This is a genomic window from Streptomyces umbrinus, assembly GCF_030817415.1.
GTDB classification, from domain to species: Bacteria; Actinomycetota; Actinomycetes; order Streptomycetales; family Streptomycetaceae; genus Streptomyces; species Streptomyces umbrinus_A.
Genome location: NZ_JAUSZI010000002.1, coordinates 5,224,182 through 5,244,594, shown reverse-complemented (window position 1 = coordinate 5,244,594; position 20,413 = coordinate 5,224,182). Strand labels below are relative to the sequence as shown.

Genomic DNA, 20,413 nt, shown 5'->3' with positions numbered 1-20,413 from the left:
CAGCCCCGTCTTTCAGGGGCGCGGGGAACTGCGCGACCAGCCCCCACTCACCCGCAGACTCACACCCGTACCGAAACCCCGGCCCCCACCTCCGCCTCCACCCAGTCGACCTCGCCCCCGTCCTCGTCCCCGCCCACCGACCCCCCACTCGCTATCGGAATGCCCGACAGCACCTCCGCGGGCAGATCGAACGCGTCCACCAGAGTCATGAGATGGGGAGCGAGCTCCCCGAGAACCGTGTCGACGGCCTTCGGAAGGGCCCGTACGTGATCCGGTGTCAGCCGCCCCTCGGCGAGCAGATCCCCCGTGTGCTCGCCGAGTTGCCGCAGCAGGAACAGCCGGCACAGGCTCCGCATCAGGAAGCCGGCCCGGGGGTCCTCCGCCCGGGCGGCCGCGGCGAGGAACGCGTCGGCGGCCTGGAGGCGGGCGTGCGCGGAGACCATCTCCAGGGCGGCGTCCGAGGTCGCGTTCCAGCGGCCGACCGGATCGCCCGAGGGGCCTTCGCGCAGGGCCGTGCGCGCCCGGTCCTGCCAGATGCGCTCGGCCTCGGCCAACAGGCCGCGCAGGAAGGGGAGTTCGGTGAGCTCCCGGCCCTCGGGATCGCCGGACTCGCCGACCAGTACGCCCTGGTGGCCGAAGACCATCTCGGAGGCGGCCTTCACCCAGATCACCAGGTTGTCGCCCTCGGCGGTGATGCCGCCCTCGATGTTGAGGGGGAGGTCGGCCAGGCCGTTGGCGGGGAACAGGCCCTGGGCGCCGCAGCGTTCGCGGCACTCGGTGGTGATCGCGCGGGCCTGCCAGGTGATCCAGCCCTTGGCCACGGCCACCTCGCGCTCCACCTCGGCCCGGTCCTCGTCCGCGTGCACGGCGAAACGGCTCACCAGCGAGCGGTGCAGGAACGTCATCGCGTACGCCGTCGCCAGCGCGTGCAGCAGCCGGCCGTGGTGGCTGCGGTGGGCGGCCAGCGGAATGCGCTCGCCCGCCTTCGGTCCGGCCAGGAAGCGGCTGTGGGCGTACCGCACCGCGATGGTCAGCGCGGCGCGCGACATGCCCAGCGTGCCGGCGCTCATGCACAGCTTGCCCATGGTGACGCGGTTGATGGAACGCAGCAGCCGCTTGCGCCTGTTGCCGAGGGTGCTGGCCAGCGTCCCGTCGGCGCCGAGCCGCCCGTGCTCGGCCTCCAGGAGCGCCTCGCGCGGCAGCCACACCCGGTCGAACGAGGTGAGGCAGTGGTCGACCGGGGTGCCGGTGCGCTGGGGGAGCGGCCGGACCCGTACTCCGGGGAGGTGGCCGTTCTCGTCGCTGAGCGGGGTCAGGAAGAGGAAGGTGCCCTGGTCCTCGCCGTCGACGACGAGGCGGGCGGCTACCACCGCCGTCTTGGGGCCCCCGGTCAGGCTGGTGTTGGGCATGAACTTCCGCGCGCCCGGCGTGGGGGTGGTGAGGTGGAAGCCGCCCGTCGTGCGGTCGAACACCGCGACCGTCTCCATCGACGCGACATCGTTCCCGTGCTCCAACTCCGTGCAGAGAAACGTTCCTGTACGCCGGAGCGAGGTGAACGCGGACAGGTCCCTGCCCCGGCCGCCGTCGTGGTCGAGGACGCTGCCGAGGAACAGGTTGTAGTGGATGCTCGCGAGTGTGGTCAGCCCGCCGTCCACCGGTCCCGTCCACTCGTGCAGCCCGGCGAGGCGGTACGGATCGGCCGCCAGCTCCACCGGATCACCGGCCGCGTCGTTGAGGAGCCGCAGCCGCTCGTACGAGAGGGCCGTCCGCTCCTCGGGCGGCAGCCCCGGGCGGTACGCGAACTCCTTGCCGGAGACGAGCCGACGCCAGGCCCCGTGCACGCGTTCGCGATCGGCGCCCTCGAAGAGCAGCTGGGCCAGTTCGTCGGCGACGGGGTGGGTCTTGGTGTGTGCGGGCACGGCCATCGAACTCCCCTGGGTGTGGGAACCGGTCAGGTACGAACCACTGCGCACCGAAGATACGTACCAACCGGTTTTGTTTTCAAGGGTGCTCAGGGAGGCGGAGGCGCTCACTGGGGGAGCCCGAGGGGGCGCTCGCGGCGCGGCCTGCACGTCGGTGCAGCTCATCGCGGGGACGCGACTTCCATGTGGGTGAATCCTTGAGAAACCGTTCGGCTGGTTTTATTCTGGGCCGCGAGGTCGCAGCTGCCCGGTACAGACCTCATGGTCTCTTTTCCCGATGTGCGGGATGGTACGGAGGTTGTTCGTGGCGCGGCAAGAGCGGGCCATTCGGACGCGGCGGGCGATTCTCGTCGCGGCGGCCGAGGTGTTCGACGAGGTCGGATACGAGGCGGCGACCATCTCGGACGTCCTCAAGAAATCGGGCATGACCAAGGGCGCCCTCTACTTCCACTTCACGTCCAAGGAGGAGCTCGCCCAGGCGGTCCTCGCGGCGCAGGTCGAGTCCCTGCCGCGCGTGCCCGAGCAGGAGCTGAAGCTCCAGCAGTCGCTGGACGAGGCACTGCTGCTCGCGTATCTGCTCAAGCGGGACACGGGTGATCCGATCGTCCAGGGCAGCGTCCGGCTGACCGTCGACCAGGGGTCGCCCAAGGACCACCTGAACCGCCGGGTGCCCATGCGGGCCTGGCAGGACCACACCCAGGCCCTCTTCCAGGAGGCCAAGGCCAAGGGCGAGGTCCTGCCGCACGCCGATGTGGACTCGCTCGCGAAGCTGTTCGTCGGGGCCTTCACCGGCGTACAGGTGCTGTCGCGGATCATGACCGGCCGCGCGGACCTGGCGGAGCGGGTGGCCGACCTCTACCGGCATCTGATGCCGTCGATCGCGGTGCCGGGCGTGCTCGTCCGGCTGGACTTCACACCGGAGCGGGCGGCGCGGATCCACCGCGAGGCCATGGAACTGCGCGAGGCGGAGGCGGCCGAGGCCGAGGGTGAGCTGGAGGACGGCCCGGAGGCGGACATCGCGGCCGGCCCGCAGGCCGGTGCCGGTGCCGGTGCTGAGGCGCCCGCGGGAGTCGCGACCGCCGCTCAGTGAAGCGCCCTCGCGTCGGGGGCGCGTCGACGACCGACCGAACGGAGTGCACGGATGGACATGCCTGCTTGCCCGTACGCGCTGGACGTGACGGGGCGCGATCTCGCCTCGGAGGCCGAGAAGCTGCGCTCACGAGGGCCGGTGGCAGAGGTGGAACTGCCGGGCGGAGTGGTCGCGTGGGCGGCCGTACGGCAGAAGTACGTCAAGCAACTCCTGCTGGATCCAAGGGTGTCGAAGGACGCCCGGCAGCACTGGCCCGCCTTCGTCGAGGGGCGGATAGGTCCCGAGTGGCCGCTGTACCCGTGGGTCGCCAACGAGAACATGCTGTTCGCCTACGGGGATCACCACTCCCGGCTGCGGCGGCTGGTCGCGGGCGCGTTCACCACGCGCCGGAGCGAGGCCCTGCGGCCGCGGATCGAGGAGATCACGGCCGGGCTGCTGGACGACCTGGCCGCGGTCCCGGACGGTGAACGGGTCGACCTGCGGGCCGACTTCGCCAGGCTGCTGCCGATGCGCGTCATCTGCGAACTGTTCGGGGTGGCGGAGGAGGCCCGCGAACCCCTGTGCGCCGCGCTGGAGTTGGTGTTCGGCACGGCCGTGTCCGCCGAGCGGATGGCCGCCGCGCAGATCGAGGTCTTCGGGATGCTCGCCCGGCTGGCCGCCGAGAAGCGCGCCGAACCCGGCGGCGATCTGACGTCCGCGCTGATCGAGGCCCGCGACCAGGACGAGGACGGCGGACTCACCGAGGAGGAACTCCTCGGCACCCTCTACCTCATGATCGCCGCAGGCCAGGAAACGACCTGCACGCTCATCACCAACGCCGTCGGGGCCCTGCTCGCCCACCCGGAACAACTCGCGCACGTCCGCGCCGGCCGGGCCACCTGGATGGACGTGGTGGACGAGACACTGCGCGTGCACAGCCCGGCGGCGTACTCCCCGATGCGGTTCGCGGTGGACGACATCGCGCTGGAGAACCCCGCACCGGCCGACGGTGAGTCCGGTGGCGAGTCCGACGGTGTGCTCATTCGCAAGGGCGACCCGATCCTGGTCTCCTTCGCCGCCGCGTCCGGGGACCCGGAGGCGTACGGGGACGACGTCGCCGTCTTCGACCTGCTGCGCCCGGGCCGCCGCGAGGACCTGGCCTTCGGGTTCGGGGTCCACCGGTGCCTGGGGGCGCCGCTCGCGCGGATCGAGGCGAGCGTGGCGCTGGCGGGGCTGTTCGACCGCTTCCCGGGGCTGTCCCTGGCGGCTCCGGTGGACGGCATCGAGCCGGTGGAGTCCTTCATCGTCAACGGCTACGGCTCGCTGCCCGTGCTCCGAGCCCAGGAGCGGTAGCGGGAGTAGTGGCCGTGGCGGCAGCAGGAGCCGTAGCAATAGCAAAAGCAATGGCACGGCAATAGAAACCGCACATGCGGTTTGTTATCGTGTAGGCGCCTCTCTGGCACGCCCCTCGCAGCAACGGAGCGCTCTGATGGCCCAGCAGGAACGCGCGGTACGTACGCGCAACGCGTTGATCGAGTCGGCGGCCGAGCTCTTCAGCAAGGACGGCTTCGACGTCGTGTCCCTGTCCACGATCAGCACGCGGGCCGGGGTCAGCAACGGCGCGCTGCACTTCCACTTCGCCAGCAAGGCGGCACTGGCCTCGGCCGTGTGGGAGGCGGCGGCGCAGCGGCTCCGGCGCATCACGCTGGAGGGCCGGGCGAGGAGCGAGGCCGCCGCGACCGCCGGAGGCAGTGGGGTCACCGGTTCCGGCGGGTCCTTGCAGGTGCTGGTCGACACCACGCACGCGCTGCTCCGGGGTCTGCGGCACGACGTGATCCTGCGGGCCGGGTTCGACCTGAGCGAGAGCCCGGTGCCGGTGGCGGCCGGGGCGGATCTGAGGCGGCGGTGGCAGACCTGGGTGGAGGGCGTACTGGCCGAGGCGGCCCGCGAGGGCGCGCTGGCCCGTGACGTGTCTCCGCAGGACGCGGCCCATGCCGTGGTCGCCGCCACCGTGGGCTTCGGGGCCCTGGGCAGCCGGAACGCGCAGTGGCTGTCGCAGTCCATGCTGACCCGCTTCTGGGCGCTGCTGCTGCCGCGGCTCGCCACGGAGGCGGCGCTCAAGGGGCTGGTGGCCTCTGGGCGGCGGGAGGGAACGGCGGGGGTCGACGGCGTACCCCCGCCGTTCCGCGTCACGGCCCGCTCGGGGGCGTGACGGCGCCCCTTTAGGGGCGCGGGGCGGCAACATTTGCGGCTCCGCCGCGGGGCGCGACCAGCCCCACGGGCCCGCAGCTGCCCACAACCCATCGCGCGAAGCGCCAGGGGCTGATGGGAGGCCGGTCGAACCGGTCTCCCACCAGCCCTCTTGGTTGTCGCGTGCCCCGCCGGCTAGGCGACCGGCACCCGGGCGAACCGCCCCGCCACCCGAAGGTCACCCTCGATCCGTCCGGCCGTCGCGGCCAACTCCGGCAGCACCTCACCCACACACTGCTCAACGGTCCGCCGAGAACTGTGCATCGCCACATTCACGGCCGCCACGACCCGCCCCGTACGATCCCGCACCGGAACCGCGATCGACCGCAGTCCCTCCTCCAACTCCCCGTCCACCAGGGCGTATCCGGCCTCCCGGACGCGATCGAGGGTGCCCGCGAGGGCATCCGGGTCCGTGACCGTGTGCGGGGTCAGCGCGTGCAGGCCGGTCAGGAGCGGGCCCCGCTGGGCCGCGGTGAGGCCGGCGAGCATGACCCGGCCCAGCGAGGTCGCGTAGGCGGGGAAGCGTGTGCCGACGGTGATGTTGACGCTCATGATGCGGCTGGTGGCGACGCGGGCCGTGTACTGGATCTCGTCGCCCGCGAGGACAGCGAGGGACGCCGAGTCGTGCAGCCGGTCGGCGAGTTCGGCGAGATGCGGGGCCGCGATCTGCGGAAGCGTCGTACGGGAGAGGGGCGGGAAGCCGAGGGCCAGGACGCGCGGCGTCAGCGTGAACGTCCGCCCGTGGGCGGTCACCTGGCCCAGGTGCTCCAGCGTGATCAGCGCACGCCGGGCCGTGGCCCGCGCGAGCCCGGTGGCCTGCGCGACCTCGGTGAGCGTCAGCTCGGCCCGGCCCTCGCCGAACGCCGTGATCACGGTCAGCCCGCGGGCCAGCGACTCGATGAACTCCCGGCCCAGTTCATTCTTCGAGGCTCCGGTCCAGGTGGCGAGTCCGGCGGGCGTGGCGCGCGCGGCGGGCTGCTGGGCGGGGGCGTCCCGCAGATCCCGTTCCATCGCGCGCACGCTCGCCCGCAGCCGGGGCAGCAGGGTGTCCCGCAGGGAGTCGGCGGTGTGCCTGCTGGTGTGGCTCACCACGCTCACCACACAGGCGATACGTCCACCGCGATCCCGTACGGGCACGGAGACCGCGACCAGGCCCGGTTCGATCAACTGGTCGTCGAGCGCCCAGCCGCGGGCCGCCGCCTCACGTGTCCGCTCCTCGAACTCGTCGTCCCCGGTGGGGTGTTCGCGGGGCGGCACGGCGGGAAAACCGTGGTCCTCGGGGTCGGCGGCCCGCCGTTCGCGCCAGCGCGTCCAGTCCTCGTCGGCCCACCCCGTGGCGAACAGCGGGCCCGGCGCGGTCCGTTCGGCCGGGAGCAGATCGCCGATGCGGAAGCTCAGCGACATCGCGCGGCGCCGGGTCGCCTGGTGGATGAAGCGGATGCCGTCCCGGTCGCCGACCGCCAGCGACACCGACTCGTCCAGTTCGTCGGCGAGCGCGTCGGCCCGCCCGTCCAGCAGCCGGGGGAGCCGCAGGGCGGCCAGGTAGGCGTTGCCCAGCTCCATCAGCCGCGGCGTGAGCACGGCGTCCCGGCCGTCGAGACGTACGTATCCCATGCGGGCCAGTGTTGCCGCGATGCGGTCCACCGTGGATCTGGCGAGGCCGGTGGCCTTCTCCAGGGCGCTGAGGCTCGACGTGCCGCCTGCCTCGGTGAGCCGTTGCAGCACGGTGATGCCCCGCATCAGTGGGGCGACTGCCTCGACGGGGGTGACTGCGTCGGGCTTGGCAGGGGTGAGGTGGGTCGGTGGCATGGGCTCCCCATTACGGTGTGCGGACCACGGTAATGAAATACGGGGGAGCGGTCGTGCCGAAGCTGCGGGCCGTCAGCGGCTGGTCGCGCAGTTCCCCGCGCCCCTGCAGGGGCGCGGCCGCCTGAAGGGGCGCCGCCTCTCCGCCCACAAGCCGCAGCTCACGATGCCGCTTGACGGTCGCGGGTCACGTACACCTGGTGTTTGCCCGTGGCGTCGGTGCCCGCGACGGTGATGCGGATGCCGGTTCTGAGGTCCTTGAAGTACTGGCCGGGGGAGAAGGCCGCGTCGGAGAGTTCGGCGTGGACGTTCGGGCTGCGGGTGCAGCCGCCGCTGTCCTTCGTGGAGTCGATCACCGTGATCGGGCCCCGGCCGGTGTCGACGTTCGCGTCGACCTTGTAGATGAGCACGCCCATCTTGCAGACCGCGTCGTCGTTGCCCGACCGGGTGCGCAGCTCGACCGCGTACCCCGTCTTCGAGTCGACCGGGACGAAGACCAGTTTGCCGCCGGTGCCGGGCTCGGCCAGCGGGGTCAGGACGTGCTCGGTGGTGCCGGCCGCGGACGCGCAGCCGACCTGGGCGTCGTCGAGCCAGCCGAGCTTCCACTTGTGCCAGCCCAGCAGGTCGTTGTCGGCCCCCCAGTCCTCGCTCATGATGTCCCAGTGCCCGACCGCGGCGCCCCCGTCCTGGGTGTAGAGGTCGGGCAGCCCGAAGACATGGCCGTTCTCGTGGGGGAGTACGCGGTAGCCGGTCTCGTCGTACGAGCCGGAGCCGTCGTCCTGGCGGGAGTAGACGAACGACGCGTTCGCGACGGGCACCCCGTCCGCGACCGGCGCCTCCGTGTTGCCCGCGAAGGTCACCGACAGGACCGTGTCCAGGGCGGAGGGGCCGGCGTTCGGGGTCATCAGGACGTTCAGCAGGTCGTACTCCCTGAAGTCCACCTTCGGATCGGCCGCGGCCACGAGGTCCTGGACCAGGTCGCGGTAACCGGGGTCGAAGGGGGCCCCGCGTTCTATCCCGTACTCCTCGAAGGACTTGGGCATCCGCAGCCAGCCGGGTATCGGGGCCTCGGGGCGGTAGTCGAGGCGGCCGTACGAACTGGTGCGGAACCAGTCGGTGGTCTGCGGGAAGAACTCGCCGAAGCGGTCGAGCGCGCTGCCCTCGCCGGTCGCGTCGGAGAAGTCGACCATCAGGTTCAGGGCGCGGACGGTCCCGGTGGAGCGCGAGTAGCCGGCCGGGGTGGGGATGCCCTCGGACATCTGCACGCCCATCGAGCCGCTGATCATGCAGGGACCGAGGGGGGAGGAGCGCGCCAGCGCGATGGGTCCCGCAGCCGTGGTGGAACCGGTCGTCAGATGTCCGGTCCCGGCCGAGGTGCTGACCGCCAGGGTGAGGACGGTGACCGAGGCGAAGGCTGCGGCGCGGCGGCGCGGGGATATCCGACGGCTGGTCGGCTGCATGCAGGGGCCTTTCGCTCCAGGCAGCCGGCCGGTGTGGCTGCACCCTGTTCGATCACCCTGTGCCGCCGGATGCGCGGGCGCGCGCTGGAGGAGCCCGATCGTGGGTTTCCTGCTCGGGGGACCTTTGAGGGGTGTGACGCGGGTCACATGAAATCTCTTCGGGGTTGGGAAATAACCGGGGATCGTTTCCCCGTTTAGCCATGTGTCCGAGCGAAACGGGGAAACGATCCCCGGATCGCACCCACCGGCTCAAGGAGTACGCCGTGGAGACCGCAGTCCGCGTACAGCACAAGGTGACCCGGCCGCGCGCCGACGCCCTGCGCAACCGGGAGCGGATCGTCACCGCCGCCCGCGAGATGTTCGTGGAGTTCGGCCCCGACGTGCCGCTCGACGAGGTCGCTCGCCGGGCCGGCGTCGGCAATGCCACGGTGTACCGCAACTTCCCGGACCGGGACGCACTGGTGCGGGAGGTCGTCTGCTCGGTGATGGACCGTACGTCGGAGGCGGCCGAACTCGCGCTCGCCGAGACGGGCGACGCGTTCGAGGCGCTCTCGCGCTTCGTGCACGCCTGTGCCGACGAGCGGCTCTCGGCCCTCTGCCCGATGATGTCCAGCACCTTCGACCAGCACCACCCGGACATGGAAGCGGCGCGTGAGCGGATCGAGGAACTGACCGAGCGGCTGATGGCGCGTGCCCGCGAGGCCGGACAGCTCCGACCCGACGTGGGCGTCGGCGACCTCATGATCGCCGTGGCCCAGCTCAGCAGGCCCCCGGCCGGCACCGCGGCCCTGTGCTTCGACCGGTTCGTCCACCGTCACCTGCAGCTGTTCCTGGACGGTCTGCGGGCTCCGGCCCGATCCGAACTGCCGGGCATGACCGCGACCATGGAGGACCTGCGCCAAGCCTGACCGATGACTTCCGCCCCTTGCGGCGGTCCCTACCAGCGATGACCCGACCAGCACGCGCGTAACCCCACTTACGCACCGAACTCACCGAACCTCCCGGCCGTCACCGACGACGTGCCGCGCCCTCTCACTGCCTTTTTCGATCCGAAGTCCCGAAGTGGGTACCTCCATGTCTGAAACAGCCCAGGCCACCGCCGCAAAGGCGCAGGCCCCCGATCCCAACCGCTGGAAAGCGCTGACCTTCATCGCGCTCGCCCAGCTCATGGTCGTGCTCGACGCGACCATCGTGAACATCGCGCTGCCCTCGGCCCAGCAGGACCTGGGCATCTCCGACGGCAACCGGCAGTGGGTCATCACGGCCTACGCCCTCGCCTTCGGCGGACTCCTCCTCTTCGGCGGCCGGATCGCCGACATCTGGGGCCGCAAGCGCACCTTCGTCACCGGCCTCATAGGCTTCGCCGGCGCCTCCGCCCTCGGCGGTGCCGCCACCAACGAGGCGATGCTTCTCGGCTCCCGTGCCCTTCAGGGTGCCTTCGGCGCGCTGCTCGCGCCCGCCGCTCTCTCGCTGCTCGCGGTGATGTTCACCGACTCCAAGGAGCGCGCCAAGGCGTTCGGCATCTACGGTGCGATCGCCGGTGGCGGTGGCGCCGTCGGCCTGATCCTCGGCGGCTTCCTCACCGAGTACCTGGACTGGCGCTGGACGTTCTTCGTGAACATCCCGTTCGCGGTCGTCGCCGCTGCCGGTGCGTACTTCGTCATCCGTGAGCCGGCCGGCCGCAACCGCTCGCCGCTCGACATCCCGGGTGTCGTCCTGTCGACCCTCGGTCTGGTCTCGCTCGTCTACGGCTTCACCCGCGCCGAGTCCGAGGGCTGGGGCGACTCCATGACGATCGGCCTGTTCGTCGCGTCGGCGGTGCTCCTCGCGGCGTTCGTCCTCGTCGAGTCCAAGGTCAAGGCCCCGCTGCTGCCCCTGCGTGTCATCACCGAGCGCAACCGTGGCGGTGTCTACCTCTCGCTCGGTCTCGCGATCATCGCGATGTTCGGCCTGTTCCTCTTCCTGACCTACTACCTGCAGATCGTGAAGGGCTACTCGCCGGTCAAGACCGGTTTCGCCTTCCTGCCGATGATCGCGGGCATGATCGCGGGCTCCACGCAGATCGGCGCCCGGCTGATGAACCGCCTCCCGGCGCGTCTGCTGATGGGCCCGGGCTTCCTGGTCGCCGCGGCCGGCATGCTGCTGCTGACCCAGATGGAGATCGGCTCCTCGTACGCGGCCCTGCTCCTGCCGGCGATGCTGCTGCTCGGCCTCGGTATGGGTACGGCGTTCATGCCGGCCATGTCCCTGGCCACGCTGGGCGTCGAGCCGCGTGACTCCGGTGTCGCCTCCGCGATGGTCAACACCTCGCAGCAGGTGGGCGGCGCGATCGGTACGGCTCTGCTGAACACGATCGCCGCGTCGGCCACCACGGCGTACGTCAAGGACCACATCGCCGGTGCCACCACCCAGCCCCAGCAGCAGCTCGTCCAGCTGCAGGCTCAGGTGCACGGCTACACCAACGCGATCTGGTTCGCCGTCGGCATCCTCGTCGTCGCCGCGGGAATCGCCTTCACCTTCATCAACGCCGGAAGCCCCGACTCCACGGCGGCCGCGGGTTCCGTCGAGGGCGCCGAGGACGACCTGAAGGTCCCGGTCATCGCCCACTAGGCGCTCCGCTGGGGGCGCGGTCATGAAACCGCGGGTCCGCTGTGGCTGGTCGCGCGGAGCCGCACATCGATGCAGCCGCGCGCCCCTGAGGGGCACGCCCCCAGCGAATCGCGTGGCGAGACCGGACCCGCATGGGGTCACCCACTGACCTCGTACGTGTGCAGGGGTGGGGACGCCTTCATACGTACGAACCGGGATCTGCCCCGGCTCCGAGAGCGGTGGAGCCGGGGCAGATCCATGCCCGGGGCCAGGACCTGTGCCGCGGGCGCGGGCCGCCCGTTGTGCCGGGGCGGCCGCGCGAGCGACCTTTTGTGATGGCCCGCGTGAGCGGCTTTCAAGGGGCGCGGGGAACTGCGCAGTCTTTAAGGGGCGCGGGGGGGAACTGCGCAGTCTTTAAGGGGCGCGGGGGGGAACTGCGCAGTCTTTAAGGGGCGCGGGGAACGGCGCGGCCAGCCACAACGAACCCGCACCCGAAAACGAACCCGGCGAACCCCTACCGAAGCCAGGGCAGGTCCGCACCTGCCCCCTCCGGCTGCAGCCCCTCCGCAATGAGCAGCATGGCCTCGCCGAGAGCCTTCTGCTGATCGACCGTGAGCCGGTCGAAGAACGCCTGCCGAACCGCCGCCACATGCCCGGGCGCACTCCGCATCAGAACCTCGTACCCCTCGTCCGTCAGCACGGCGAACTGCCCCCGCTTGTCCGAAGGGCAGTCCTCCCGCCGCACCCACCCGTTCTTCTCCAGCCGCGCGATGGCGTGCGAGAGCCGGGACCTGGTGATCTTCGCCTTCATCGCCAGCTCGGTCATCCGCAGCCGCCGACGCGGCGCCTCGGCGAGACCGACGAGCAGGCCGTAATAGATGTGAGGCATGCCCGCATCACGCTGCAGCTGGCGGTCGAGATGGTCGTCAAGAAGGGTGGTGGCATGAATGTACGCACGCCACGTGCGCTGTTCCTCGTCACTGAGCCAGCGCGGCTCGTCAGCGGATGCCGTGTTCATGCATCTACTGTACGAGACCCCTCCTTGAACGTTAAACAAATGGCGAGTATCCTCACTTTGTAGAGGTTGATACTTCAAGCAAGTGCCCTCGGCCGGGGCCGAACGGTATCGGTCGAGCCGGCCCAACGAGTCCCCGAGGGAGCCGCCGCCATGTCCGCCGCCACCGAGGAACGTGCCGTCGTGGAGCGCATGCCCGCCCTCTACCTCTCCCACGGCGCCCCGCCGCTGGCGGACGACCCGGTCTGGCCCGGCCAGCTCGCCGCCTGGTCCAAGGACCTGCCGCGCCCCAAGGCGATCCTCATGATCTCCGCCCACTGGGAGGAGGCCCCGCTCGCCCTCGGAGCCACCGAGACCATCCCCCTGGTCTACGACTTCTGGGGCTTCCCCGAGCACTACTACAAGGTGCGGTACGAGGCGCCCGGCGCACCCGAACTCGCCGAGTCCGTACGCAAGTTGCTGCGCGCCCCCGGCATGCCCGTCCAGGACGTCCCGGACCGCGGTCTCGACCACGGCGCGTACGTCCCGCTGGTGGAGATGTTCCCCGCGGCCGACATCCCGGTGCTCCAGGTCTCGATGCCCACGCTCGACCCCGTCCGCCTCATGGAGATCGGCCGCAAGCTGGCCCCCCTGCGCGACGAGGGCGTCCTCATCGTCGGCTCCGGCTTCTTCACCCACAACCTGGCGGCCCTGCGGCAGGGCGGGATCCCCGGCTGGTCGGCGGAGTTCGACGAGTGGGGCCACCGGGCCCTGGACTCGGGCGACGTCGACGGCCTCCTCGACTTCCTCCACAAGTCCCCGGCGGGACAGCTGGCCCACCCGCGCACCGAGCACTTCGCCCCGCTGTTCGTGACGATGGGCGCCGCGGACGCCGCCGGCGAGCTGGACGCCCAGCGCTCGGTGATCGACGGCTTCTGGCTGGGCCTGGCGAAGAGGTCGGTGCAGTTCGGCTGAGCCCGGCGGGCTCCGGGGCGATGACGGGCCCCCAGCCCCCAGGCCGCCGGCCCATGGTACGGAGCCCTCAGAGCTCCTTCTCGTACCAGGCCACATCCCAGTACCGCCCGAACTTCCGGCCCACCTCCCGGTACGTACCGACGTACCGGAACCCGAACCGCTCGTGCAGCCGCACGGACGCCTCGTTGGGCTGGGCGATCCCCGCGTAGGCCCGGTGCAGGTCCTCGTCCGCGAGAGCCCCGAACAGGGCCTTGTAGAGCAGCGTGCCGACGCCCCGGCCGCCGGCGTCCGGGGCGAGGTAGATCGTCACCTCCACGGACGTCTCGTACGCGGGCTTCGGCCGGAAAGCGCTGGATGTGGCGTAGCCCAGAATCTGCTGTGAGTCCCCGGCCGTGGCAACCATCAGCCGATGCGGGCCGTCTTCAGGGTGAGAGAGCAGCCAAGGGCGGCGCTCTACCGGAGTGAAGGTCGCTGTGTCGAACGTGATCGGCGTCTCACGCACGTAGTGGTTGTAGATGTCCGTGAGGGCGTCGAGGTCGCTCTCGACTCCCGGTCTGACCTGCACCTCTGTACGTTCCGACGACATCTGCCCTCCCTCGGTGGCCGGACAGGGTACTGCAAGATCAGAAAAATCGAGTAGCGCGTTGGGAATTCTGTCCGGATTCCAGTCGTTGTTTCCATCGGATGCAGGGCACCCGGGAAGGTGTCCGAGCCACCACCAGAACCACCAGGACCCGCAAGCCCACCATCGCAAGGGAGCACGCATGGCAACCCGTGCCGTCGCCCGTCGTAAGTCCGCCTCAGGCGGAAGCGACGCGGCACGCAGTGTTCGCGTCGTAGGCGGCGAGATCGCCGACCGCGACCTGGTCGGCATGTATCTCGACGAGATCGCGCGCACACCGCTGCTCGACGCCGCCAAGGAAGTGGACCTCTCCCAGACCATCGAGGCGGGCGTGTACGCCCAGCAGATCCTCGACGGCGAGGTCACCGACACAAAGGTGAAGGCCTCCCGCGAGGAGCTCGAAGCGCTGGTCGCCGACTCCGAGCGGGCCAAGGACATCTTCATCCGGTCGAACCTCCGTCTGGTCGTGGCGGTCGCCCGCCGCTACCCGCGCAGCGGCCTGCCGCTCCTGGACCTGATCCAGGAGGGGAACGCGGGCCTGGTCCGAGCCGTCGAGAAGTTCGACTACCGCAAGGGTTTCAAGTTCTCGACGTACGCGACCTGGTGGATCCGTCAGGCCATCACCCGTTCCATCGCCGACCAGTCCCGCACGATCCGCCTCCCCGTCCACCTGGTGGAGGAGCTGGGCCGGATCCGGCGTGTGCAGCGCGAGTTCAACCGCGAGCACGGCCGTGAGCCGGAGCCCTCGGAGATCGCCGCGGAGCTGGACACGAAGCCGGAGCGCGTGGTCGACGTGCTGGACTGGGCCCGTGACCCGGTCTCGCTGAACATGTCGGTGGACGACGACGGCGACACCCAGTTCGGTGACCTGCTGGAGGACACCTCGGCGGTTTCGCCCGAGCAGTCCGTGCTCACGCTGCTGCGCAGCGAGGAGCTGGACGACCTCATCGGCCGCCTCGACCAGCGCACGGCCTCGATCATCAAGATGCGGTACGGCATCGAGGACGGCCGGGAGCGCACGCTCACCGAGGTCGGCAAGGAGCACGGCCTCACGCGCGAGCGCATCCGCCAGATCGAGAAGCATGCGCTGCTGGAACTGAAGAAGCTGGCCCGCGACACGGGCTTCGACGCCGCCGCGTAGGCCGCCCCTGGCGGCCGGGTGCTCCGGCCGCCGGCGGTCCGCCCCGTGGTGGGTGGCCTCCGGCCGGGGGCGCGTATCGCGCGCCGGGCGGTTGTGACCCGTTTCGCGGGGGCGGGTGTGTACTGTCTGCCGGAAGCGGGCGGGACGCCTCCCGCGACGGCAGCGGGACCCGTCCCGGGCGGGCGGTCCCGGGCGGTGAAACTCACTGTCGTCGGGAGGATTGGCTTCGCTCCGCCGGGGCAGGCGGTCCTACCGGGCCATGTACGTCGGACCGGGGTCGACCGCGCCTTGCGGGGCGGGCGGGTCAGGTCTCGAACAGAGTCGTACGGAAGTCCGTTTACCGCCGCTTCAACACATCGGCCCCGGGGCACAAGACTCCAGGGCCCACAGAGCCGAGTCCCGACGCACACCCCCCCGGCGCCGGGACTCTCCCAGAGCCGAGCTCCGGCGCCTCCCCCCCCCTGGCGCCGGGGCTCGGCTCCATCTGTGAGGGCTGCGAGAGGGCCTGGGCATGGCTGCCCGGGCCACCCCGGACCTGAACCCCGGGGTGACCCGGGTGGCACATTGTGCCACGCGGGCAAACTCTGCCCTCACGGGCGGCGACAGACTCAGGGGCTCCGCCCCCGAACCCCCGCTCCTCAAACGCCGGAGGGGCTGAAAGACTGCGCAGTTCCCCGCGCCCCTAGGTTTTTAGGGGCGCGGGGAACTGCGCGGCCAGCCACAGCCAACCCGCACCCGAACACGCACCCACACTTCTCAGCCCGACGCAGTCGCCCGGCTCAGGCGGCCGCCCAACTGCCGTACATACTCCACGAGTTCAACCGGCTCATGCACAGTGAACTCGCAGTCCACCATCGCGAGCCGCACCGCCAGCCACTCCACGGCGTCCCCGGAGGAACTCCGCAGCCGACAGCTCCGGTCGTCGACCGGCTCGGGCACCCCGAGCCACCCCGGCAGCCGCGCCGCGATGAACTCCGCGGGGGCGGCGAACGTCACCGCGAACTCGTACGTCTCCTGCCGCCGCTGCATCGACTGCCGCAGATATTCGGCCGCGCTCCCCGTCGGCATCTCACGCGGCGTGAAACGGGCCCCGGTCGCGAACGGGTCGGCCACCCGGTCGACCCGGAACGTACGCCAGTCCTCGCGGTCGAGGTCGTACGCGACGAGATACCAGCGACGGCCGGTCGACACGAGCCGGTACGGCTCGGTCCGGCGCCGGCTCTCCGCCCCGTCCTTCGCCTGGTACGCGAACCGCAGCAACTCCCGCCCCGCGATCGTCGAGGCCATCACGGTCAGCGTCTCGGGCGCGATGCTCGCACCGTCGCCGCTGGTCAGGGGAGTGGTCGCGGCCTGGAGGGTGGAGACGCGATGCCTCAGACGGCTCGGCAGGACCTGTTCGAGCTTGGCCAGCGCCCGTACGGACGCCTCGTCCACGCCCTCGACGGCGTGCCCCGCACCGGCCCGCAGCCCGACCGCGATCGCCACCGCTTCCTCGTCGTCGAGGACCAGCGGCGGCATGGCCTTCCCGGCCACCAGCCGGTACCCGCCGTCCGCGCCCATCGTCGCCTGCACCGGATAGCCGAGCTCCCGCAGCCGGTCCACATCCCGCCGCACGGTCCGCCGCGAAACTCCCAGCCGCTCGGACAACTCCCCACCGGGCCACTCCCGCGGAGTCTGAAGAAGAGAGAGCAACTGAAGTAGCCGTGCAGGTGTGTCGGTACTCATGGGGGTCTCCCTCACATAGACGTGCCCGCAAGGGGCCGCGGGGAACGGCGCAGTCTTTTAGGGGCGCGAGGAACGGCGCGAGCAGCCACAACGCACCCGCACCCGCAAACGCGCCGCAGCCTTCTTCAACTCCTCCGAGGATGCCTCACCACTAGGACACGACCTGGCCTACATCCCCCCTACCTTCGAAACATGACCTCTTCCAGCAGCACTCTCCCGTCCCCCCGGCCGGAGGCCGACCGCCGGCGCTGGTTCGCGCTCGCCATCGTGATGACCGCGGCCTTCATGGACCTGGTCGACGTCACGATCGTCAACGTCGCGATCCCGTCGATCCAGCGGGACGAGGGCGCGTCCTTCAGCCACATCCAGTGGATAACGGCCGGCTACGCGCTGGCCTTCGCGGCCGGCCTGATCACCGGCGGCAGGCTCGGTGACATCCACGGCCGCAAGCGGCTGTTCCTCATCGGCATCGGCGGCTTCACGCTCGCGTCCGCGCTCTGCGGCTTCGCGGTGAACCCGGACATGCTCGTCGCCTCCCGCATCCTCCAGGGAGCCATGGCCGCGCTGATGGTGCCGCAGGTGCTGTCGATCGTGCACGCCACGTTCCCGGCGCACGAGCGCGGCAAGGTCTTCGGGATGTTCGGCGCGATCGTGGGACTCGGGGCGGTCTTGGGCCCGGTCCTGGGCGCGCTGCTCACGGAGTGGAACCTGTTCGGCCTGGAGTGGCGGCCGATCTTCCTCATCAACCTGCCGGTCGGCATCGCGGGCCTCATCCTCGGCCGGAAGTTCATCACCGAGTCCAAGGCCCCGCACGCCCTCAAGCTCGACCTCGTCGGCGTCGTGCTCGTCACCCTCGGTCTGCTGATGCTGCTCTACCCGCTGACCCGCGGCCGCGAGCTGGGCTGGCCGACGTGGGGGTACGTCGTGATGGCCGGCTCCCTCGTGGTCTTCGCGGCGCTGGTGGCGTACGAGAAGAGGAAGGCGGCGCGCGACGGCTCCCCGCTCGTCGAGCTCTCCCTCTTCAAGGTGAAGAGCTTCGCCGCGGGCATCGCCGTGCAGACGGTCTTCGGTGTCGGCCTCGGCATCTTCTTCCTGGTCTGGACGCTCTACATGCAGGTCGGCCTCGGATGGAGCGCGCTGCGCGCCGGTCTGACCGGCATCCCGTTCTCCATCGCGGTCTCGGTGGCGGCGGGCATGTCGGTGCAGAAGCTGGTGCCGCGGTTCGGGCGGAAGGTGCTCCAGGCGGGCGCGCTGACCATGGCGGCGGGCGTCCTGCTCTACATCTGGGAGGCCGAGCGGTACGGCATGTCCATCGCCTCCTGGCAGATGGCGCTTCCGCTGGTCGTCATGGGTGCCGGTATGGGCCTGATCGTGGCCCCGCTGACGGACGCGATCCTCTCCGAGGTGCCGCGTGAGCACTCCGGTTCGGCGTCCGGCCTGATCAACACGGTTCAGCAGATGGGCAACGCCCTCGGCCTCGGCCTGGTCTCCGTCGTCTTCTTCGGCTCGATGTCCGACCACCTGCCCGGACCCGAGGTGGGCCCCGCCTTCGTCGACGCCTTCCAGAACGCGCTGGTCTGGGTCGCCCTGGTGATGACGGCCATCTTCCTGCTGATGTTCGCCCTCCCGAAGCGGCCCGCCCAGCACGTGGAGGGAGCGGAGACCGCCGAGAGCCCGGGGATCACGCCGCTCGACAAGGCGCCCGAACTCGTCGGCTGACGACAGCGGCCGACGACAGCGGTCGACGACAGCGACCGACTGGATCCGGCATACGGCGAGGCCCGGCCCCTGGAATGCGTCCAGGGGGCCGGGCCTCGCCGTATGCCCGGCCGTGTCCGGCTCGATGTCCGTTCATGCCCACATCCATGCCCGAACCTGTTTACTTTGCGGAAATCTGGGCGTAGCCTCACGCTGAAACCACAGGTTCGGGCACTGAGCGGAGGCGAACGGACATGTACGCACCGGAGCGACAGCAGGAGATCCTCCGACTCGCACGTGACGGCGGCCGTGTGGATGTCGTGTCGCTGGCGGAGGAGTTCCAGGTCACGGCGGAGACGATCCGGCGGGACCTCAAGGCCCTCGACCGGGCGGGACTGCTGCGCCGGGTCCACGGCGGTGCCATCCCGGCCGGACGGCTCGACTTCGAGCCCGACCTCGCCGAGCGCGAGACCACCGCGGCCGACGAGAAGGACCGCATCGCCAAGGCCGCCCTGGCCGAGCTGCCGGACAAGGGCACGATGATCCTCGACGCGGGCACGACCGTCGCCCGCCTCGCCGGGGCCCTCCCACTGGAGGCGACGCTCACCGTCGTGACGCACAGCCTCCCCATCGCGGCCCGCCTCGCCGACCACCCCGGCATGCAGCTCCATCTCATCGGAGGCCGCGTCCGGCACCGTACGCGCGCGGCGGTCGACGCCTGGGCGCTGCGGGCGTACGGGGAGATCCGCGCGGACGTCGTCTTCCTCGCGGCGAACGGCTTCTCCGCCGAGCACGGACTGACCACCCCGGACCTCGCCGAGGCCGCCGTGAAGCGGGCAGCCCTCGCCGCCGCGCGCCGCGTGGTGCTGCTCGCCGACTCGGCCAAGCACGGCCAGGAACACTTCGCGCGCTTCGGCGACCTCAGTGAAGTGGACCTGTTGATCACCGACAGCGGGCTGAGCCCCGAAGACGCGACCGCCATCGAGCGCGGCGGCACGGAAGTAGTGCGCGCATGATCCTCACCGTCACCCCGAACCCGTCCCTGGACCGTACGTACGAGGTCCCCTCGTTCGATCGCGGCGAGGTCATACGGGCCACCGGCGAGCGTATGGACCCGGGCGGCAAGGGCGTCAACGTCTCGCGGGCCGTCGCCGCGGCCGGCCGGCGCACCGTCGCCGTGCTGCCGCTCGGGGGAGCGCCCGGCGCGCTCGTCGCCGACCTCCTCGACGCCCAGGGCATCGAGGTCGCACCGGTCCCGGTAGCCGGGGCGACCCGCTCGAACATCGCGCTCGCCGAGGCCGACGGCGTACTGACGAAGATCAACGCACCCGGGCCCGAACTCACCTCCGCCGAGGAGGAGTTGCTCCTGGAGACCGTGCGCGAGCAGTCCGGCGACGCCGACTGGATCGCCTGCTGCGGCAGCCTGCCGCGCGGCCTCGCCCCCTCCTGGTACGCCGAGATCGTCGCCCGCGCCCACCGGGCGGGCACCCGCATCGCCCTCGACACCTCAGGACCGGCGCTCCTCGCGGCCCTCCGCGAACGGCCCGACGTCGTCAAGCCCAACGCCGAGGAACTCGCCGGGGCCGTCGGCCGCCCCCTCGCCACGATCGGCGACGCGGTCAAGGCCGCCGAGGAACTGCGTGAGCTGGGCGCCCGTGCCGTGCTCGCCTCCCTCGGCGCCGACGGGCAGCTGCTCGTCAGCGAGGAGGGCGCGTGGTTCGCGGGCGCGCGCGTCGACGTCGTACGCAGCAATGTGGGCGCGGGCGACTCCTCGCTCGCCGGTTTCCTCATCGCCGGCGGCAGCGGTCCCGGCGCGCTCGCCTCCGCGGTGGCCCATGGCGCGGCCGCCGTCCAGCTTCCGGGCAGCGTGATGCCGAGCCCGGCGGACCTCGACCCGTCCGCGGTGACCGTCACTTCCGAGATCCCCGTGGACCGCGTACTGACGGAGCCGGTGTCATGACCGGCCGCCGACTCCCGCGCACCGGCCGCCGACTCCCGCACACGGGCTGTCCACTTCCGCGCACGGACTTCCGCGCAACCCACGAACCGGCCCTGATGCGGCGGGGACTCCCCTTACCCGCCGCAGCCGCCGCCACACGGAGGCGGGGCCTCCCCGGCCCCGGCAGCCTTCCCGGCCTCGGCCCCGTCTCAGCACACCCCGT

General features: G+C 71.1%; 16 protein-coding genes. 10 read left to right on the top strand and 6 right to left on the bottom strand.

Annotated elements, in window-relative coordinates:
- Nucleotides 1-59: 59 nt before the first annotated feature.
- Complete coding sequence (locus QF035_RS22700) at nt 60-1,925, bottom strand: acyl-CoA dehydrogenase family protein (RefSeq protein WP_307522333.1); 1,866 nt, start codon at nt 1,923-1,925, stop codon at nt 60-62.
- 301 nt (nt 1,926-2,226) lie between these two features.
- Between QF035_RS22700 and QF035_RS22695 the strand changes: the two genes are divergently transcribed.
- From QF035_RS22695 to QF035_RS22685, 3 genes are all read left to right on the top strand, one after another.
- A complete protein-coding gene (locus QF035_RS22695) occupies nt 2,227-3,012 on the top strand; it encodes a ScbR family autoregulator-binding transcription factor (RefSeq protein ID WP_307522332.1) in 786 nt (261 codons plus the stop codon).
- Between the two features lie 51 nt (nt 3,013-3,063).
- Nucleotides 3,064-4,344, top strand: coding sequence for a cytochrome P450 family protein (locus tag QF035_RS22690; protein ID WP_307522331.1), 1,281 nt, complete (start codon nt 3,064-3,066; stop codon nt 4,342-4,344).
- Nucleotides 4,345-4,480: 136 nt separating this feature from the next.
- Complete coding sequence (locus QF035_RS22685) at nt 4,481-5,203, top strand: ScbR family autoregulator-binding transcription factor (RefSeq protein WP_307522330.1); 723 nt, start codon at nt 4,481-4,483, stop codon at nt 5,201-5,203.
- Between the two features lie 173 nt (nt 5,204-5,376).
- On the opposite strand, the gene QF035_RS22680 is transcribed toward QF035_RS22685, so the two are convergent.
- Nucleotides 5,377-7,050: an IclR family transcriptional regulator domain-containing protein gene (locus QF035_RS22680; RefSeq protein WP_307522329.1), complete on the bottom strand. Its 1,674-nt coding sequence runs from the start codon at nt 7,048-7,050 to the stop codon at nt 5,377-5,379.
- 158 nt (nt 7,051-7,208) lie between these two features.
- Nucleotides 7,209-8,507, bottom strand: coding sequence for a M6 family metalloprotease domain-containing protein (locus QF035_RS22675; protein ID WP_307522328.1), 1,299 nt, complete (start codon nt 8,505-8,507; stop codon nt 7,209-7,211).
- Nucleotides 8,508-8,770: 263 nt separating this feature from the next.
- On the opposite strand from QF035_RS22675, the gene QF035_RS22670 reads away from it, so the two are divergent.
- Together QF035_RS22670 and QF035_RS22665 are read left to right on the top strand one after the other, a co-directional pair.
- Entirely contained in the window at nt 8,771-9,415 is a 645-nt protein-coding gene (locus tag QF035_RS22670; RefSeq protein ID WP_307522326.1) for a TetR/AcrR family transcriptional regulator, read from the top strand.
- A gap of 166 nt (nt 9,416-9,581) precedes the next feature.
- Complete coding sequence (locus tag QF035_RS22665) at nt 9,582-11,117, top strand: MFS transporter (protein ID WP_307522325.1); 1,536 nt, start codon at nt 9,582-9,584, stop codon at nt 11,115-11,117.
- A 493-nt stretch (nt 11,118-11,610) separates the two neighbouring features.
- On the opposite strand, the gene QF035_RS22660 is transcribed toward QF035_RS22665, so the two are convergent.
- Nucleotides 11,611-12,114, bottom strand: a complete 504-nt coding sequence (locus tag QF035_RS22660; protein ID WP_307522323.1) for a MarR family winged helix-turn-helix transcriptional regulator — start codon at nt 12,112-12,114, stop codon at nt 11,611-11,613.
- 150 nt (nt 12,115-12,264) lie between these two features.
- Here QF035_RS22660 and QF035_RS22655 point away from each other — a divergent pair, with 150 nt between their 5' ends.
- Nucleotides 12,265-13,065 carry a dioxygenase family protein gene (locus QF035_RS22655; protein ID WP_307522322.1) on the top strand — a complete coding sequence of 267 codons (801 nt, stop codon included), beginning with the start codon at nt 12,265-12,267 and terminating at the stop codon, nt 13,063-13,065.
- 67 nt (nt 13,066-13,132) lie between these two features.
- Here the strand turns inward: QF035_RS22655 and QF035_RS22650 are convergent, their stop codons facing one another.
- Nucleotides 13,133-13,651, bottom strand: a complete 519-nt coding sequence (locus QF035_RS22650) for a GNAT family N-acetyltransferase (RefSeq protein WP_307522321.1) — start codon at nt 13,649-13,651, stop codon at nt 13,133-13,135.
- Nucleotides 13,652-13,829: 178 nt separating this feature from the next.
- On the opposite strand from QF035_RS22650, the gene QF035_RS22645 reads away from it, so the two are divergent.
- Nucleotides 13,830-14,828: a sigma-70 family RNA polymerase sigma factor gene (locus QF035_RS22645; RefSeq protein WP_307522320.1), complete on the top strand. Its 999-nt coding sequence runs from the start codon at nt 13,830-13,832 to the stop codon at nt 14,826-14,828.
- Nucleotides 14,829-15,584: 756 nt separating this feature from the next.
- Here QF035_RS22645 and QF035_RS22640 read toward each other — a convergent pair.
- On the bottom strand, nt 15,585-16,553 hold the full coding sequence (locus tag QF035_RS22640; protein WP_307522319.1) for a helix-turn-helix transcriptional regulator: 969 nt from the start codon (nt 16,551-16,553) through the stop codon (nt 15,585-15,587).
- Between the two features lie 192 nt (nt 16,554-16,745).
- On the opposite strand from QF035_RS22640, the gene QF035_RS22635 reads away from it, so the two are divergent.
- The 3 genes from QF035_RS22635 to pfkB all read left to right on the top strand — a co-directional run bounded on the left by QF035_RS22635 (nt 16,746) and on the right by pfkB (nt 20,211).
- Entirely contained in the window at nt 16,746-18,272 is a 1,527-nt protein-coding gene (locus QF035_RS22635; RefSeq protein ID WP_307522317.1) for an MFS transporter, read from the top strand.
- A gap of 233 nt (nt 18,273-18,505) precedes the next feature.
- The gene (locus QF035_RS22630) at nt 18,506-19,267 is read left to right on the top strand and encodes a DeoR/GlpR family DNA-binding transcription regulator (RefSeq protein ID WP_269653683.1); all 762 of its coding nucleotides are present in this window, start codon (nt 18,506-18,508) and stop codon (nt 19,265-19,267) included.
- Complete coding sequence (gene pfkB, locus QF035_RS22625; protein WP_307522316.1) at nt 19,264-20,211, top strand: 1-phosphofructokinase; 948 nt, start codon at nt 19,264-19,266, stop codon at nt 20,209-20,211. Before QF035_RS22630 ends, pfkB begins: the two co-directional genes overlap by 4 nt.
- The last annotated feature ends 202 nt before the right edge of the window (nt 20,212-20,413 follow it).

Excerpts from the sequence above, each read along its gene's own strand:
- QF035_RS22700 (WP_307522333.1), bottom strand. The coding sequence starts at position 1,925 with ATGGCCGTGCCCGCACACACCAAGACCCACCCCGTCGCCGACGAACTG.
- QF035_RS22690 (WP_307522331.1), top strand. The coding sequence starts at position 3,064 with ATGGACATGCCTGCTTGCCCGTACGCGCTGGACGTGACGGGGCGCGAT.
- QF035_RS22685 (WP_307522330.1), top strand. The coding sequence starts at position 4,481 with ATGGCCCAGCAGGAACGCGCGGTACGTACGCGCAACGCGTTGATCGAG.
- QF035_RS22680 (WP_307522329.1), bottom strand. The coding sequence starts at position 7,050 with ATGCCACCGACCCACCTCACCCCTGCCAAGCCCGACGCAGTCACCCCC.
- QF035_RS22675 (WP_307522328.1), bottom strand. The coding sequence starts at position 8,507 with ATGCAGCCGACCAGCCGTCGGATATCCCCGCGCCGCCGCGCCGCAGCC.
- QF035_RS22665 (WP_307522325.1), top strand. The coding sequence starts at position 9,582 with ATGTCTGAAACAGCCCAGGCCACCGCCGCAAAGGCGCAGGCCCCCGAT.
- QF035_RS22660 (WP_307522323.1), bottom strand. The coding sequence starts at position 12,114 with ATGAACACGGCATCCGCTGACGAGCCGCGCTGGCTCAGTGACGAGGAA.
- QF035_RS22655 (WP_307522322.1), top strand. The coding sequence starts at position 12,265 with ATGTCCGCCGCCACCGAGGAACGTGCCGTCGTGGAGCGCATGCCCGCC.
- QF035_RS22650 (WP_307522321.1), bottom strand. The coding sequence starts at position 13,651 with ATGTCGTCGGAACGTACAGAGGTGCAGGTCAGACCGGGAGTCGAGAGC.
- QF035_RS22645 (WP_307522320.1), top strand. The coding sequence starts at position 13,830 with ATGGCAACCCGTGCCGTCGCCCGTCGTAAGTCCGCCTCAGGCGGAAGC.
- QF035_RS22640 (WP_307522319.1), bottom strand. The coding sequence starts at position 16,553 with ATGAGTACCGACACACCTGCACGGCTACTTCAGTTGCTCTCTCTTCTT.
- QF035_RS22635 (WP_307522317.1), top strand. The coding sequence starts at position 16,746 with ATGACCTCTTCCAGCAGCACTCTCCCGTCCCCCCGGCCGGAGGCCGAC.
- QF035_RS22630 (WP_269653683.1), top strand. The coding sequence starts at position 18,506 with ATGTACGCACCGGAGCGACAGCAGGAGATCCTCCGACTCGCACGTGAC.
- pfkB (WP_307522316.1), top strand. The coding sequence starts at position 19,264 with ATGATCCTCACCGTCACCCCGAACCCGTCCCTGGACCGTACGTACGAG.